Origin of the sequence: Lutispora sp. (assembly GCF_041687175.1) — a bacterium.
Taxonomy (GTDB): Bacteria; Bacillota; Clostridia; order Lutisporales; family Lutisporaceae; genus Lutispora.
The window spans coordinates 1-16,619 of sequence record NZ_JAWLCK010000061.1; the positions used below are offsets into that span (position 1 = coordinate 1).

The following is a 16,619-nucleotide window of genomic DNA, read 5'->3' on the forward strand; positions in this document are numbered from 1 at the left end:
TATACATCCTTGCCAACAAGGCGGCATCTTCATCATTGATATCTATAAGCTTGTAGCTTAATATACTACGGGTCCTTTTTTTGAGTATTTCTTCTGCCATTATTACATCTATCTCTGCTTCAAATCTTCTGTGATATGCATCATACTTCTTTTTATCCTCTTTTTCATCCATGGCAAAGCCGGTTTTGTAATATATATAGGGGTGGGTGTGAATATCGAGGGAGTAATGACACACATACCCATATAGATAGGCTTGTAATCTTTCTTTTACATCGCCTTTTTTCTTTTCTATTGCTTCCAAAGCATAATCAAAGAAGGCTTTAACCTTTTCATGATGCAGCCTTGATCCTACTTTGCTCAGACTCTTCCCTTTTGCCCAAGGCCAGGCATTGTGATAGAAGAAAACATCCGGTCCCTGAGTTCCGAGATTGAAAAGATTTCTATGTGAATTTATAACATTTATTACTCCTGTAGTATTTACTGATTTAACCATTCTATCTCCACATAAATAATGGGTCAGCAGCGCAGGCATAATAACACCACCTTTATGTTTCTACTTATCATATCATAATTATAGTATATATCTTTTATATTTGTCTTTCATTTATAAGTTAACTAAAGTAAAATTAAACTATCAAGATTATGGAGGGAATCCTATGTTAAAAAACTTTACCAAAGCGGAAAAAAGTTGGATATTCTATGATTGGGCTAATTCTGCCTATTCAGTTGTCATATCAGCCGCAATATTACCTATTTTTTTTAAAACCCTCGCAAAAAACGGTGGTGTAAGTCCCAATATGGCGGATTCCTATTGGGGATATGCCAATTCCATAGCTACTTTGATAGTAGCCATTTTAGCTCCTATCCTGGGGACAGTAGGGGATTATAAAGGAAAGAAAATGCAGTTTTTTAAGTTCTTTTTTATCCTTGGAGTCCTGTCGACAGCTGCTCTTAGCTTTACAAACCAATGGATGCCACTCCTTATTATCTATATGGTTACTGTCATAGGCTTTTCGTCAGCAAATATATTTTATGATGCATTTTTAATCGATGTAACCACAGAAGAGAAAATGGATACTGTCTCATCCTATGGCTTCGCCTTAGGCTACATAGGGGGAAGCACAATCCCCTTTGTCATATCCATAGGTCTTGTATTGTTTGGCAGCAAGATAGGAATAAGTTCAAGCCTTGCAGTTAAAATGTCCTTTATGTTAACTGCAATATGGTGGATAATCTTTTCCATACCTATGCTTAAAAATGTAAAACAGATATATTATATTGAGAGAGAAAAAAATACTATAAAGAAAAGCTTCCTAAGGCTTTATAATACCTTCATGAATATAAGGCAATATAAAAAGGTATTTGTTTTTCTTTTAGCATATTTTTTCTACATAGACGGAGTAAATACCATAATAAAAATGTCAACAGTATACGGAGATTCAGTGGGAGTGGGCAGCAATTCTTTATTGTTAGCACTTCTTATGACTCAGATCGTTGCTTTTCCTTTTGCCATTTTATATGGAAAACTGGCAAAAAAGGTAGGTACAAGAACTATGCTTCTTGTAGGCATAGCAATATACATAGTGATTTGCTTTGTGGGCTATAATATGAAAACTGCTGTTGAGTTTTGGATTTTAGCATTCCTGGTGGCTACATCCCAGGGTGGAATACAGGCCTTGTCCCGATCTTATTTTGGTAAGATGATACCCAAGGAAAAAGCCAATGAGTTCTTCGGCTTCTATGATATTTTTGGGAAATTTGCTGCCATAATGGGTCCTGCTCTTTATGCCATGTTTAGCCAGATTACAGGCCATTCCCGTTACGGGGTATTGAGCGTATTGCTTCTCTTTGTTATCGGTGGAGCAATAATGATATTCGCTGTGCCTAAGGATGAAAAGGTCTAGGTATTGTGTATAAAAAAAGCTGTTTGGATCTAATAGAACCAAACAGCTTTTTACTTATCTTATTCTACCAAGCTCTTCTGAACTACAGCTACACCTTTGCCTAACTCTACAGGCATACCTGCTCTGTATGCTGCTCTCTCAATAGTTGCAATTACTGATACAAGATCATGTTTGTCAATGTTGCCCATATGGCCTAATCTGAACATTTTTCCTGCATAGGCTGCTAAGCCTCCTGCCACCATGATGCCTTCTTCTGCCAATAGTCCTCTGAATTTTGCATCGTCTGTACCTTCAGGATAAATCAGGTTTGATAGTGTAACTGCTCTGTAGCCTTCCTTTGCCAATACCTTGAATCCTAATGCTTCCAGTGCTGATTGCATTGCTTTTGCATATTTTTTATGTCTTGCATATCTATTTTCCAAGCCTTCTTCTTTCATAAGCCTTACTGATTCTTTTAATGCCCATATCAGGTTGACAGCAGGTGTTCCAAAGTACTTGGAAGGATCATTCATTATAGGAAGCCACTTCTCAAAATCTATATAGAATTCTGGAATAGTTCCTAAGCTCTTTCTTCTATCCAATGCTTTTTTGCTAGCCCAAAGCATTGTTAGTCCCGGTGCAACACCAAAAGCCTTCTGTGAACCTGTAAACAGTATGTCTATACCCATATCATCAACATATTCAGGCTCTCCTGCTGTTGCACAGACACCGTCAACTATGTAGATAGTATCAGGGAATTCCTTCATCATTTCGCCTATTTCTGCTACCGGTGCGCATACTCCTGTAGAAGTATCCACATGTGTTACTGTCATGGCTGCATAATTTTTCTCTTTTAATTTCTCTCTTATTTTCTCAACAGGAACTGTATCGCCCCATTCGCAAGATAATACATCAACATTCAGACCTTTTCTGCTGCAAAGGTCTACGAATCTGTCTCCAAAGAAACCATTGGATACGATTAATACATTGTCATCCTTTTTAGTCACATTGGCAATAGCTGTTTCCATTCCCATTGTTCCAGTGCCTGCCAGTACAAATACCTCACCACTGCACTTAAACATAACCTTTAAGTCTTCTATCAATTCTTTAAAGTCTTTAACAAAAGCAGGATCACCAAAGGCCACTGTCTCTCTACCCATCTGATCTTGAATAGATCTTGCTACAGGTGTTGGCCCAGGTATCATTAACAATTTTCTTGTTTTCATATAAAACACTCCTCTTTACTAATAGTAAATATCGTTTTACCTATATTTTAATTATATAACTATAGGATAATTAAGTCAAGAACTTACTCTATACTCTATTGATAATCATTTAATTTTCTATATAGAGTAGTGATACTCATATTGAGCCTTTTTGCAACTTTTCTTTTCCCTTCCGTAGTGTCTCCATATAAATCTATAAACTTCTTCAGTATTTTTTTCTCATATTCTCTAGTCATCTCATCCAAGCTTGTCAGGTTGTTTATGTCTATAGATCCTAAACCAAAAGCTTCGTCAGTGTAATTAATTTTATTGTCCCTGCTCAGTTTGTTTAGGAAATACTCAGGCATATCATCTAATCCGATTTCATCATCGTCTGAAAAATTGATAGCATACTCCAGTACATTTTCCAGTTCTCTTACATTGCCCGGCCAGCAATAGCTCATGAATTTTTCTTCTAGTTCCTTTGAAATATATTTCTCAGGCTTATTCATTTTATTGCACAACTTTTTAATGATATATTGAGAAAGCAACAATATATCCTCTTCTCTTTCTTTTAATGATGGCAAATATAAGGGAATGACATTCAACCTGTAATATAGATCTTCCCTGAATTCGTTTCTCCTTACCATCTCTTCCAGATTCTTATGAGTTGCAGATATTATTCTCACATTTATATCTGTTGGCGTGGAGCTTCCTATTTTATCAATCTTTTTTTCTTGAAGGACTCTTAAAAGCTTTGCTTGTAGATGCAAAGGAAGGTCCGCAATCTCATCTAAGAATAATGTACCATTATTCGCCTGCTCAAATTTACCTATTTTGCCCTTAGTGCTCGCTCCTGTGAAAGATCCTTTTTCATAGCCAAATAATTCGGACTCAATGAGATTTTCTGGTAGAGTAGCACAATTTATGGCTACAAAAGGTCCATCTTTTCTAAAGCTGGCATTATGGATAGATCTGGCGAAAAGTTCTTTACCGGTACCGCTGGCACCATAAAGAAATATTGTAGAATCTGATTTCGCCGCTACTTTAGCTTTATCTATAATGTCCATCATTACCTTGCTTCGTCCAACAATATTCTCAAAGGTTATTACATTATCGTTATTATAAGTCATGGCACGATTCACTATTTCGTCCAGAGTGTCAAAATCAATAAGGGTAGAAATATTTTTATTATCAAGTATTATATAATTAATCTTATATAGAACCTTAAGAATTTTGTCTCCTATTTCCCAATTTCCTAACAATTCCTTGTTATTTGTATCTTCGATTTTAAATTTCTTTATTATGTCACTGATCCTTGTGTTGATGATTTTGCTTGATGAGAAATTTATGTCCAATGCCTTAATAGCCTTGGAATTAATGTGAATAATTTTTTCATCCTTATCCACAATAATTATGCCTCTATTAATAGAATTAATAATTCCATTAATTTCGGCAATACCCATATTGAGTTTATTCATCATCATAATACCGGTTATTTCTTTCTCAATACTTTCAGCAAAATGCTCAAGCATATCTAAGTACTCTTCTTTCTTGCTGAGCATTATCTCATCCTGTGTCTGGTTAAATGAAGCAAAACATACCACCCCAATAACGTCTCCTTCAACTTTAATGGGGTATATCATGCTCTTTCGTTCCTTACATGTGTGTGCATTGTTGCATTGGCGACAAATAGCTCTGTTTCTATCATATATATTGAGTTCCGGCTTACCGCTTTTTAAAACTTTAGCAAATAAAGAGTTTTCCGGGCTGGTTTCATTAATACGATAATAAAAGTCACCAGTACCTGCAATTCTTAACAGATTTTCATCTACTACTGTAGTTTCAATGTTAAGTATGGATGAAAGGGATTCTGCTAAAGATTGTATTTTATCATCAATTAGCTTTAAATATGACATATCTAACACCTCAATTTAATATAGAACCTATACTGGAATGTCTATATATAGTATAAATCATTGTGAAGATATTGTCGAATTATGTTTCTTTCCTTTTCTTCCAATTTTCCAATACTTTTTTATTTTATTCCTTATCCATAGGATCCACATGGACTCTTACTTCATGTATCTTGTCTAAAGATTGATGCACATTATTCCTTACAATATCGCATATGTCATGAGCTTCAGCGATACTTACATTACTATCTACACATATATCCAAGTCTACCAGATAAAACGGGCCACTCTGCCTTACACGAATGTCATGGGCATCCCTGACTCCATGGGTGCTCATAACTACTTCCTTTATTTTGACCAATTTTTCTTCTTCAGCAGATTTGTCCATAATCTGATTTACTGCATCCTTGATTATGTCATACCCCATTTTTAATATGAATAAAGCTACTAATCCACCGGCAATAGGATCCATTATTGGGTATCCAAGAATTGCCCCACCAATACCTATAAATGTTGCAATGGATGAGAATGCATCGGATCGATGATCCATGGCATTGGCTATAGTTGATGGACTGTTTATTCTTTTCCCGACTTTGTACGTGAGTCTGTACATCATTTCTTTGGTAATGATTGAGACTATTGCTGCATATAGGGCTATGATTCCAGGTGCCTCTATGGAACCGGCACTTATGGTTTCATAAGCAGTCTTTAGTATCTCAAATCCAGCTGCCACCAGCATTAATCCTACTATTGCAGAGGAAATGGCTTCAGCTTTTCCGTGACCGTAGGGATGGTCTTCGTCTGCAGGTTTTTTAGCAATCTTCAGGCTTATATATACCACAGCTGAAGCCACAATATCTGATGCAGAATGCATTGCATCAGCTACCATGGCGCTGCTTCCTCCCACAATACCTGCAAAGGCTTTAAATACTGTAAGTATAATGTTGCCTGCTACACCGATTATAGCCCATCTTTCAGCGGTTTTGAAATCTTCCTTATGTCTATCTATATCCTGCAATCCACAGTTTAGAAGCTCTTCTGATTTTTTCTCGTCTTGATTGATCATTATTTTTCTCCTTTCTCATTTAAATAGGAATATTTATCATTTACCCATAAATAGCAAAATTGTATAGGAGAATAAATCTCCTATACAATTTCTAAGTCAGATTAATTGCTACATATGAAATTATAAAGTCTTATTACTAATTATGATACTTTAGATATTATTGTGACACTTTCTTAAGAAGTTCCTTTGCAACTTCGAATCTATCTTCATTTACATATAGAGGTACACAGCATCCTGGTCCATATATGAGTCTCTTATCTTCAACTTGATCCATTGCATCCTGAAGATGTGCTAAGAGTTCCTCATCACTTGCTTCATGCAATACCTTGAACTCGTCAACTCCGCCGATTATTAACTTATCACTTTTGCTTCTTCCATCTTTCAATTTCAAATCTACCAGTCTGTCATGCCAATTGATAGCTTGTACCGGATATTTTTCCAAGAGGTCGAACATTGGAGCATTACCATGCATATGCATAATGTTGAACCAAGTTTTACCCTGTACAGCCTCAAGTATCTGTAGATCATATGGTCTACCAAACTCTTCATATTCTGCAACGCTCATTCTGTCATAGGTTCCCAACTGGCTGGCAAAGAATATTCCATCAGCTTCATTTTTAACTAACTCTTTAACAAAATTGATTGTGGTCTCTGTTATTACTTCTAAACCTTTTTTGAAATATTCAGGGTATTGTCTCATATGAACCAACATTTTGTCTCCGCTCATCTTTATTGCAGTAGTCAAAGGAGTAAATACAGTAACAACTACAGGAGCCTCTCCTTTAAATCTCTTGGTAATTTCTTTGGCTGCTAAAATAGAATCAGCCATTGAGCCTTGATCCATGGGCAATACATTAAGGTTCTTCCAATCCTCGGGCTTTTTGATTGAGAAATCTGTTACTACTCCAACACCTGAGCAAGTATTTGGCCACTCACAGTCTCTTTCCGGCCATTTAATTTTAGAACCCCAATCCTGGATTGAATATAATCCTTGATAAGTTACCTTTACGAAATCCCAATTAAATCTTTCCTGGAACTGTATGGTCTTCTTAACAAGTTCCTTTGGATCTTCATCATAAGGCGGAAAATGCTTCCATAAATTCATTGCGGGTGTATCAAGTTTCTTTCCTGCTAATAATGCTTCTATTCTTTCTATAGGTTTCATTGACAATTCCTCCTATTATATAAAATATATATTTAAATTGTTAGACAACATAGTTTACCTTTTATTCCTGTGCAACAAATACTGAAAGCTTTGTCACACGCATACCATCCAACTCAATGACCTTAATGGTAAGATTTTTATATTTAAAAGTATCACCTATGCCAGGTATGTCATCTATCATCTCGATAGCCCAGCCACCTACAGTACTATAATCACTTTCAAAATCACGGTCATCTACATCTACATAATCAAAGAAATCACGGAGAGATAAGTCTCCACTGACCTCATAGGTATTTTCACCAATAGCTTTAAACTCATTTATAATCTCATCTGTCTCGTCCCATATATCTCCTACCAGTTCCTCAAGAACATCCTCCATGGTTATGCAGCCCATGGTTCCTCCATATTCATCGGTAACAATGGCCATCTGAAGACGACGATTTTTCAGTTCATCAAAAATATCCGGAAGCTTCATCGTCTTGTGAACAAAGCAGGCATCTATCAGTATAGAGCGTATATCTATTTCTTTATTATCAGCAAGCTTTCTCAGAAATCTTCCAATGTGAAGTACACCTATTATATTATCAATACTATCTTCATAGACAGGTATTCTTGAATAGGGTGACTCTAAAGCTGTTTCTATAATGGAATCCATATCATCATTTATATCAATAGCAATCATATCCGTACGAGGGGTAAGGATTTCTTCAACTGATATATCAGAGAATTCCAAGGCTGACTGCAACAAGTCACTTCTTTCTTTATCTATAACGCCTTCATCTTCAACACTTTCAATTATTGAAACCAACTCTTCTTCTGTAACTGAAGGCTCATTGATACTATCCTTTTTCCATAGTTTTGAAACTAAATTGACTAAGCCTACAACAACAACTATAGCAGGCTTCAATACATACATTAATAATCTCAGTGGATAAGATACCAACAAAACAAATTTATCGCATTGCTGTTTTGCTATTACCTTTGGTGTTATCTCACCGAAGATAAGAATAAGTATGGTCATAACTATAGTAGCAACTACAGTTCCTGACTCTCCCATAAGACTAATGGCTATTACTGTAGTAATAGAGGATGCAGCAATATTTACAAGATTGTTTCCAATCAGTATGGTAGTTAATGCATCATCAAAATGTTCAGAAATATAATAAGCTATCTTTGCTCTCTTATTATCTGTCTCCGCCGCTTTCTTGAGCCTGCCTTTGTTAGCAGAAGCATAAGCTATTTCCGACCCGGAGAAAAATGCAGAAAATGCTAAGCATATAACAATGCCTATATAAGGCCAAATGTCCATATAAATAAACCAACTCCCGTTCTTTTTTGTAGTTTTTCAATAAATGTTTCCTAATCCACACAATTGTCCTTGCACTGATTGGGATTTTATAGGCTGACTACATCATCCTCATCCCATATCTCACCTACAAGTTCCTCTAAAATATCTTCTACTGTAACAATACCAAGAGTTTTGCCCTGGTCATCGACGACTATAGACATGTGAAGTTTTTTACTGCTCATTTCTTTGAGCAAATCATCGATAGGCATATTGCTCTTTGTATAATGTGGTTGTATAAGCATATCCTCAATATCAGTTACTTCACCCTTTATATATGCTTTTAAGAACTTTCTGACTGGAAGGATACCGATGATATTATCTATATTATCTCTATATACTGGTATGCGAGAATATTTGTAATTCTTTATATTCTGCAGGATTTCTTTTCGTTGGGAATCTATATCCAATGCCACAATATTTTTCTTAGCAATAAATATATCACCGACCGTTATATCATCAAAATCCAATGCAGAACTAACAAGCACTTGTTGATCTTCATCCAAGACGCCTTCTTCATTGGCTGTTTCAATGATATCATACAGTTCCTCCTCAGTTATGGCAGGTTCATCATCCTTCACGGGAAATAATTTAGACACACCATTGCTTATCAATGTGAAGAAATAAGCTACAGGCGCAAGTATTTTCATCAATGCCCGCAATGAACCTGAAACAGCAAGGGCAATTTTTGTGCTGTTTGCTTTTCCATAGCTCTTAGGAATCATTTCACTGAACAAAAATACTACAAAAGTCGAGACAATAGTTGTATACTTAACAGATTCTACACCCCATAACCGGGTTGAAACCAAGGTTGCCACCGAAGCAAATGCAATATGGGTTATATTGTTGCCTATAAGCAATGTTGTCAATGCCTTATTAAAATTATCATTGATATACATTGCATTTATGGCTCGCTTGTCCCCATTATCAGCATAACTTTTTAAGCGGATTTTGTTTACGGATGCAAAAGAGATCTCTGAAGATGCACAATAGGCTGCACCCAATAAAAATACCAATAGTAAAATAAATAGTATCGAACTGCCACCGTCCACGGGACTACCAACTCCTTTATTACTTTAATATTAATTATCCCTAACAGATTAAACAGATTAAAAGTTTTCCCCAATAGCCAAATGTTCTTTAAACACTTATACAAATATATGCCCTTGGGGAATCAAAACATTATTTAGTTATATTCTTATAGACCTTCAACAGCTGTTCTTGCAGCATAGAAGTTTACTTCAGGTGTGCTCAATTCAGCTACACAACCAGGTGTAACCATCAAGCCTATACGGCCAGCTGCCAAAACACCTTCTCTTATGTGATCTCGAACTTCCTCAGGCTTAGCTGTGGATAACCATTTCTCATTGATACCGCCTAAGAAGCACTTATCACTTATTTTTCTGGCTTCAGCCATGCTTGGTTTTACCCATCTGTCATGCCAGTTGATGCAGTTGCATGGGTAATTTGCAACCTTTTCAAACATTGTGTTGTCACCATGGATATGGGCAACATTGAAATAGGTTATATCTTTATATGCATCTATTACTTGAAGGTCATATTTAACTCCGAACTCATCGTATTCAGCTTCAGTAACCCACTCATTGTTGGCACACTGAGTTGCGAAGAAGAATCCAGCTACCCCTTCTTCAATATTTAACTTAACAAAATTTATAGTGGTTTCTGTTATTGCAGCCAATGCTTGATGCAAGTACTCAGGATGAGATCTCATATGCTCAAATATTTTTGGTCCAGCCAGCTTTTTAGCTGTAGTTAAGGGACTGAAAATAGTCTGTATATATGGAATCTCTTCACCCTTAAGCTGCTTTCTGATTTGTCTTGCTAACAGTATATTTTTCCCATGGTTACCAAAGTAGCCTGGAAGAGGTTCTAATTCTGTCCATTCCTTAGGATCATCAATAGCGAACTTTCTTTCAAATACAGGCTTGTCCTTAGTGCAGTAAAAAGTACAGCTTAGTCCATAATCATGGGCACCATAGTTTCCAAAAGGCATCAACTTAATGAAGTCTAAATCATAGCTGTGAGCTTGTTGTATTTGAACTTCTGCCAGCTCAACAGGATCCTGGTCCACATGAGGCACATGATACCACATGCCAAAGGGAACTCTATCAACATCCTGTTTTTTTATGGCTGCCATGACTCTTTCTTTCTTTGTCATCATTTCCATAGTAATTCTCCCTTTCATATATATAGAACTAATAATTAGCAGTTTGCAGCTTCTTTATCTTTCTTGAAAAACTTTTTAATATCTCCCCAGAATGGTGAGAGCAAGAATATCAAGTCTACTGTAAGCAAAGCTATTGCTAAAGGTGTAAATGCTACAGAAGCTAAGTTTCCATCAGTAAGCAGCAAACTTCTTCTGAAGTGTATTTCGGTATTTTTACCTAATACAAATGCAAGTACAAAAGGTGCCATAGGTATATCCGCTTTAACCATGTAGTAGCCGATAATACCAAATATTATAATCAAGAAGTTATCAAATGCCAAGTTACGATATGTGTAAGCACCTAATATACATAAGGATCCAACTATGGGTATCAATATATTAATAGGCACTTTAGTTACCTTAGCATATATGGGAGCACCAAACAATCCAATCAACAGAATAAAGAAGTTGGCCATGATTAAACCGAAGAATAATCCATAGGCAGTTTCCGGTGTTCTATTGAATAACTGAGTTCCTGGTGCCAAACCATGAATTAATAAACCTCCAAGGAAAAGAGCTGAAGTTCCATTTCCAGGTATTCCTAATGTCAAAAGCGGAACCAGAGAACCTCCAACAACTGCGTTATTAGCTGCGGAAACTGTAGCAAGTCCCTGATCGTTACCTTTTCCAAAGGTCTCAGGATGTTTATCACCTTTTCTTGCTAAATTATAGCTAATACCAGCGGCAACCGTTGTTCCTGCACCTGGTATAATGCCTACTACTGTACCTATGATTGAAGATCTAATATTGTTAAACAGCATAGATAAATGGTCCTTCAAAGAAAGGAAAGGCGATCCTTTCATAGACGACTTGTCTATGGAAATGGTCTCAGTCTTGTCTGCTGCCAGAGCCAACACCTGAGATACCGCAAACATACCCAATACTACAGGCAACAATGGCAGTTCGTCATATATGGGTTTGATTCCAAAGTTCAATCTGCTCAAACCAGTAATACCATCCATACCAATCATGGTGCATAAGAAACCTAATGATGCACTTATGAGGCCTTTTAGCATACCACCTTTTACAAGGCCAAGTATTATGATAAGTCCCATCAATGTTGTAAGGAATAATTCCCAAGGACCAAACTTTATTGCTATTTGAGCTAATGGAGGAGCAATAAAGAGCAGTGCAATGGATCCTATCATTCCGCCAATAAAGGCACTGAAGGTCGTTATACCAATTGCTCTTAACCCCTCACCTCGAACAGTCATCGGATAACCATCCAAAGTCATAAACAAAGAGTCTGAAGTTCCAGGGGTATTTATTAAAACAGCAGTTATATTACCACCGAAGGATCCGGTTACATATATGGCACCTAGAGTAATAAGTCCGGTAACTGGTTCCAAATTAAATGTCAATGGTAAGAATATTGCAATACCTGTATCGGCTGACATTCCTGGCAGAGCACCGAGAATAGAACCAACCAAAGCACCTATCGTCATCCACAATAAGTTATCAAAAGTACATGCTTCCAAAGCATATTGAAAAAACTCCATATATTACACTCCTCGTATAGAAATTATCCTAGCAACATGGGAAGCAACATGCCTTCAGGTATTTGCATTCCCAGAATCAGATCAAAGAACACAAATACGATCAAAGGCATCAGAATGGAAATTGAAATCATAAGCTTCTTTTTCCTCTGTCCTAGCACCCACATAGTTATATAGAGATAAAATGGTGTTGCCAAATAGAAACCCACTGCTTCTATTAAAGCAACATAGGCAATAAGCAAAGCAGCCATCAACATAGCCATCTTTGAGCCGCTAAAATCAAGTTCTTCCTGCTTTCCCCATTTGAAATAGGTCTTCAGTAATAGTATAGTTGCCAACACTATAGCAAAAATACTTATTGCAACAGGAAACATTCTTGACCCAGGATCCTTTATCTTAGGAGTCCAAAGCAAAAATGCCAAAGCCCAGATATAAATTAAAGCTACCGATAAATAGTTAAAGTTAAATGATTTTTTTGAAGTTTTATTTTCCATTAGCGCACCACCTGCACATTTTATTTATGATTTTAGGGGGGTGTAAAACCACCCCCGAAGTTATTTTTGCATCTTTAAATTGTTAGTTCCAAGGATCTTCTTCATAAAGCTTTCTGTATGTTTCAGAAATAGCTTTAAACTGAGCTTCTAATTCAGCACCTGTCAAAGTATCAACAGGAATCTTCATTTCAGCTGCTTTAGCTTGGATTTCAGGATCGTTTGCAGCAGCTATGAAGCAGTTCTCAAGGTATTGTCTTATGGGCTCAGGTATTCCTGCAGGTCCACCTATACCTCTCATGTTAAGCTGAGTAACATCATATCCGCTTTCTTTATAAGTTGGTACATCAGGTAAGAATGGAGATCTTTCATCATCACCTGTAGCAAGGATCTTAACCTGTCCATCTTCGATGAATGTAGTTGCGTCAGAAATGTTCAAGCAGAAAGCATCAAGATGGTTTCCTATAACAGCTGCGAATATTTCAGCCTCTCCATCGAAAGCAACCATGTTAAATTTAGCACCGGAAGCTTTTTCTATAAGTCTTACTGTTAAACCTTCCTGACCGATTGTTGAAGTAACACCGATAGTTATTTTTCCAGGGTTTGCTTTTGCTGCTTCTACTAACTCTTGAAGTGAGTTGTATTTAGAATCAGATTTAACACCTATAGCGCCAGGGTCAGACATAGTATTTATTATATAGCTCATTTTGTCAGCGCCGTAGGATACATCCTCTGAAACAGCAGAGATTAACATAGCGCTTGGAGCAAATCCAAGTGTGTATCCGTCAGGTTTTGCTTCAGCAAAAGCATTCCAGCCAATTCTTCCACTAGCTCCCTCTTTGTAAGTAACTACAAAGCCATGTTTCCAGCCTTCCATTTTCTGAATCTTGTCTGCTAAGATTCTGAAATAAGCATCCATTGGGGATCCAGGACCAAAAGCATAAATCCATTGAATTTCTTTATTTGGGTAATCAGCAGGTACACCCTCAGGTCTTAGTTCAGATGTTTTTGCTTCGCCAGTTGCTTCGCCTGCTGGTTGAGCCGGTTCATTATTTGATGAGCCACAGCCAACAAGTGCAAAACTCATTACAACAACTAGTAACAAAGCGATAATAGATTTTGTTTTTTTGTTTAGCATTCTTTTTCCTCCTAACCATTCTTTATTCTATTGAATTGACTGAGTCACTTTTTATTAATGCAATATTCATGCCATAATAAAAAGCGAAAAAAATATAAAACTGCCCACAAAGCATTGAATATGCGTTTTCTGGCTAGATAGTTATTTTAAAATTAACAGTTGTAAATAAAATAATTTTTTATTAAACTTAAACATAAAGAGCATATAATTTCAAAATTGAAAAACATTTAATGTAAATTATATTGTTTTGTCATATCATTTACCCTGTTCACCACTCCTTTAATTCGTCTTACTAGTTTTTATACTCTAGGTAAAAAACTATTCGCCATAATTAAATTTTTCATATTTGAAAAATATTTTTCAAATATGAAAAATATTTCTCGAAATTATCCTTTATTCATTAGAATATCAGTAATATTTTTTGTTCATATACACTTTATAGCTGACTCCTCAGTTTTAAAGTATTTTTCTTAATTATATTAAATAGGAATAAATCACTTTTTTGATTTTTCACTATAATGCATTTTACAGCAATTTTGCTCTTAATAAAAGGTTATTAATTTTCCAATTGCTTGATTAACATAATCAAGATTGTCATTTTTTATAATTGGCATGATAATTGCAAACAAGCATATATTAAAAAAGTTTTTATGGTATTTATTCATGGAAAGGAGTTTTAGTGTTGGGTAAAGAGGATATCTTAGTGATTCTTAAACAGCAAGTTAAGCCCGCTATAGGCTGCACGGAGCCTGTTGCAGTTGCTCTGGCAGTGTCAACGGCTTATAAAGAATTAAAAGGGAATGTTGAAAAAATCAGTATTAAACTGAGCCCTAATATTTACAAGAATGGCATGAGAGTCGGAATACCTGGCACTAATGAAAGAGGTATAGTCTTTGCGGTAGCTTTATCAGTATTATGCGGAAACCCTGAATTTGGACTAGAGCTTTTTAAAAATGTTAATGAATCCCATATAAATAAAGCAAAGGATATAGTTTCGAAAAATATTATTTCCACTGAAATTGTAGATGATCAGGGCAACTTCTATATTGAAGCCCTTGTTACAACAAATGAAGGCACTGCCTGCTGCAAGGTAAGAGATTATCATACAAATATTGTTTACCTGGAATCAAAGGGCAAAGTCATACATTCTGCAGAAGACATAAAATGTGTCTTTAACAATGGTTTTAATGGCAATAGAATTTCTCTAAAAAACTTAAGTATCAGGGGGATAAAAGACTTTGTCGAAAATGTTGACTTTGATGATATCAGCTTTCTACTTGAAGGGGTTGAACTGAATATCACCATGGCTAATAAAGGACTTGAGGATAAAATTGGCCTAGGTGCAGGTATGAGCCAGTTATTACAGAAAGGCATATTAAGAGATGATATTGTAAACCAGGTAAGAATATTAACTTCTGCCGCCTGTGATGCAAGGATGGCAGGTATTAACTTGCCTGTAATGAGCAGTGCGGGAAGTGGAAATCACGGTATTACAGCTATAATACCACCTACTATTGTTTGCAGATATTTGGGATATGATGAAGAAAAGTTATCCAGGGCATTGGCAATGAGCCATCTGATAACTGCCTATATAAAAGAGTACACAGGAAAACTCTCCCCTGTATGCGGTTGCAGCGTGGCAGCAGGCATTGGTGCTTCAGCCTCTATTGCATGGCTTTTAGGTGGAGATTATGATCAACTGGTAGGTACCATAAGCAATATGGTAGGTGCCATATCAGGCATGGTATGTGACGGTGCGAAAGGAGGTTGTGCTTATAAATTATCTACTGCAGCAAGTGAAGCAGTAATACAAGCATATCTTGCAGTAAATGGAATAGTCATATCCAATTATGATGGAATTGTAGGAGATGACGCAGAAGCTACTATTAGAAATCTAGGAGTATTATCCAGTGAAGGAATGAAGAATATGGATGATACTATCCTGAAAATCATGACAAATAAAACAGCTTCTGCTAACTAAATAGAGTGTTCCATTGCTTTTCTATTTTTATACTGAGCCTTATATTGCAGGTATTCTATAATGGATGCAATTGTCAGGAGCTCTTACTCATATATTAAATTTACTATAAACAGGAGGAAAAAAACATGTTGACAAAAGAAGTTTGCGAAAACTATATATTGATTTTAAAGGATGAGCTTATAGAAGCCCTTGGCTGTACTGAGCCCATAGCCATTGCTTATGCAGCAGCTAAAGCTAAGGCTGTTTTGGGCAAGCAACCAAAAAGAATGGAAATTGGTTGCAGCGGAAACATAGTGAAGAATGTAAAAGGTGTTGTGGTGCCAAATACAGGAGGCCTTATAGGTATTGATGCTGCAGCTATAGCCGGAGTAGTTGGAGGAGATGCAGATAGAGAGCTTCAGGTATTAGAAAGTGTAAAGGAAGAAGACTATGATGAAATCAGAAGACTTTTAAAAGAAGATTACTGCTCCGTGTACCATCTTCAAGGTGTTGAAAACCTTTATATCGAAGCCAAGGTTTACTCAGATGATGAATCCGCAGAAGTTTCTATCAAAGATTCTCATACAAATATAATTAAGATTGTTAAAAACGGGGAAACTCTTTTCCAGAAAGAAGAAGATGCAAAAGAAGATGAAGTAGCTGTTACAGGTGACACTTCACTCTTAAACATAAAGGATATTATAGAGTTTGCTGATACAGTAAATCT

Annotated in this window: 13 protein-coding genes and 1 pseudogene; 3 read left to right on the top strand and 11 right to left on the bottom strand. The window is 36.3% G+C overall.

Going from position 1 to position 16,619, the window contains the following annotated elements; all coding sequences use genetic code 11:
• Positions 1-532, bottom strand: a 532-nt coding sequence (locus ACESM9_RS09620) for a zinc dependent phospholipase C family protein (RefSeq protein ID WP_372997691.1), incomplete at its 3' end; no start/stop codon positions are given.
• Between the two features lie 124 nt (positions 533-656).
• Between ACESM9_RS09620 and ACESM9_RS09625 the strand changes: the two genes are divergently transcribed.
• Complete coding sequence (locus tag ACESM9_RS09625; protein ID WP_372997693.1) at positions 657-1,904, top strand: MFS transporter; 1,248 nt, start codon at positions 657-659, stop codon at positions 1,902-1,904.
• A 59-nt stretch (positions 1,905-1,963) separates the two neighbouring features.
• On the opposite strand, the gene ACESM9_RS09630 is transcribed toward ACESM9_RS09625, so the two are convergent.
• From ACESM9_RS09630 to ACESM9_RS09675, 10 genes are all read right to left on the bottom strand, one after another.
• Positions 1,964-3,109, bottom strand: a complete 1,146-nt coding sequence (locus tag ACESM9_RS09630; protein WP_372997695.1) for a pyridoxal-phosphate-dependent aminotransferase family protein — start codon at positions 3,107-3,109, stop codon at positions 1,964-1,966.
• A gap of 95 nt (positions 3,110-3,204) precedes the next feature.
• Positions 3,205-5,007, bottom strand: a complete 1,803-nt coding sequence (locus ACESM9_RS09635; protein WP_372997697.1) for a sigma 54-interacting transcriptional regulator — start codon at positions 5,005-5,007, stop codon at positions 3,205-3,207.
• 124 nt (positions 5,008-5,131) lie between these two features.
• Positions 5,132-6,070: a cation diffusion facilitator family transporter gene (locus tag ACESM9_RS09640; RefSeq protein ID WP_372997699.1), complete on the bottom strand. Its 939-nt coding sequence runs from the start codon at positions 6,068-6,070 to the stop codon at positions 5,132-5,134.
• Between the two features lie 157 nt (positions 6,071-6,227).
• A complete protein-coding gene (locus ACESM9_RS09645; protein WP_372997701.1) occupies positions 6,228-7,235 on the bottom strand; it encodes a uroporphyrinogen decarboxylase family protein in 1,008 nt (335 codons plus the stop codon).
• Between the two features lie 61 nt (positions 7,236-7,296).
• Complete coding sequence (locus ACESM9_RS09650; RefSeq protein ID WP_372997703.1) at positions 7,297-8,544, bottom strand: HlyC/CorC family transporter; 1,248 nt, start codon at positions 8,542-8,544, stop codon at positions 7,297-7,299.
• Between the two features lie 86 nt (positions 8,545-8,630).
• Positions 8,631-9,632, bottom strand: a complete 1,002-nt coding sequence (locus ACESM9_RS09655) for a CNNM domain-containing protein (protein WP_372997705.1) — start codon at positions 9,630-9,632, stop codon at positions 8,631-8,633.
• Positions 9,633-9,778: 146 nt separating this feature from the next.
• Positions 9,779-10,768 carry a uroporphyrinogen decarboxylase family protein gene (locus ACESM9_RS09660; protein ID WP_372997707.1) on the bottom strand — a complete coding sequence of 330 codons (990 nt, stop codon included), beginning with the start codon at positions 10,766-10,768 and terminating at the stop codon, positions 9,779-9,781.
• A gap of 35 nt (positions 10,769-10,803) precedes the next feature.
• Positions 10,804-12,306 carry a tripartite tricarboxylate transporter permease gene (locus tag ACESM9_RS09665; protein WP_372997709.1) on the bottom strand — a complete coding sequence of 501 codons (1,503 nt, stop codon included), beginning with the start codon at positions 12,304-12,306 and terminating at the stop codon, positions 10,804-10,806.
• Between the two features lie 23 nt (positions 12,307-12,329).
• Positions 12,330-12,797 (bottom strand): tripartite tricarboxylate transporter TctB family protein, encoded by a 468-nt coding sequence (locus ACESM9_RS09670; protein WP_372997711.1) that lies wholly within the window; start codon positions 12,795-12,797, stop codon positions 12,330-12,332.
• A gap of 82 nt (positions 12,798-12,879) precedes the next feature.
• Complete coding sequence (locus tag ACESM9_RS09675) at positions 12,880-13,932, bottom strand: Bug family tripartite tricarboxylate transporter substrate binding protein (protein WP_372997713.1); 1,053 nt, start codon at positions 13,930-13,932, stop codon at positions 12,880-12,882.
• A gap of 682 nt (positions 13,933-14,614) precedes the next feature.
• Between ACESM9_RS09675 and ACESM9_RS09680 the strand changes: the two genes are divergently transcribed.
• Both ACESM9_RS09680 and ACESM9_RS09685 read left to right on the top strand, forming a co-directional pair.
• Positions 14,615-15,913, top strand: a complete 1,299-nt coding sequence (locus ACESM9_RS09680) for a serine dehydratase subunit alpha family protein (protein WP_372997715.1) — start codon at positions 14,615-14,617, stop codon at positions 15,911-15,913.
• A gap of 125 nt (positions 15,914-16,038) precedes the next feature.
• Positions 16,039-16,619: pseudogene (locus ACESM9_RS09685) on the top strand (serine dehydratase subunit alpha family protein); the annotation flags it as partial.

Excerpts from the sequence above, each read along its gene's own strand:
- ACESM9_RS09640 (WP_372997699.1), bottom strand. The coding sequence starts at position 6,070 with ATGATCAATCAAGACGAGAAAAAATCAGAAGAGCTTCTAAACTGTGGA.
- ACESM9_RS09650 (WP_372997703.1), bottom strand. The coding sequence starts at position 8,544 with ATGGACATTTGGCCTTATATAGGCATTGTTATATGCTTAGCATTTTCT.
- ACESM9_RS09625 (WP_372997693.1), top strand. The coding sequence starts at position 657 with ATGTTAAAAAACTTTACCAAAGCGGAAAAAAGTTGGATATTCTATGAT.
- ACESM9_RS09670 (WP_372997711.1), bottom strand. The coding sequence starts at position 12,797 with ATGGAAAATAAAACTTCAAAAAAATCATTTAACTTTAACTATTTATCG.
- ACESM9_RS09635 (WP_372997697.1), bottom strand. The coding sequence starts at position 5,007 with ATGTCATATTTAAAGCTAATTGATGATAAAATACAATCTTTAGCAGAA.
- ACESM9_RS09630 (WP_372997695.1), bottom strand. The coding sequence starts at position 3,109 with ATGAAAACAAGAAAATTGTTAATGATACCTGGGCCAACACCTGTAGCA.
- ACESM9_RS09660 (WP_372997707.1), bottom strand. The coding sequence starts at position 10,768 with ATGGAAATGATGACAAAGAAAGAAAGAGTCATGGCAGCCATAAAAAAA.
- ACESM9_RS09675 (WP_372997713.1), bottom strand. The coding sequence starts at position 13,932 with ATGCTAAACAAAAAAACAAAATCTATTATCGCTTTGTTACTAGTTGTT.
- ACESM9_RS09645 (WP_372997701.1), bottom strand. The coding sequence starts at position 7,235 with ATGAAACCTATAGAAAGAATAGAAGCATTATTAGCAGGAAAGAAACTT.
- ACESM9_RS09665 (WP_372997709.1), bottom strand. The coding sequence starts at position 12,306 with ATGGAGTTTTTTCAATATGCTTTGGAAGCATGTACTTTTGATAACTTA.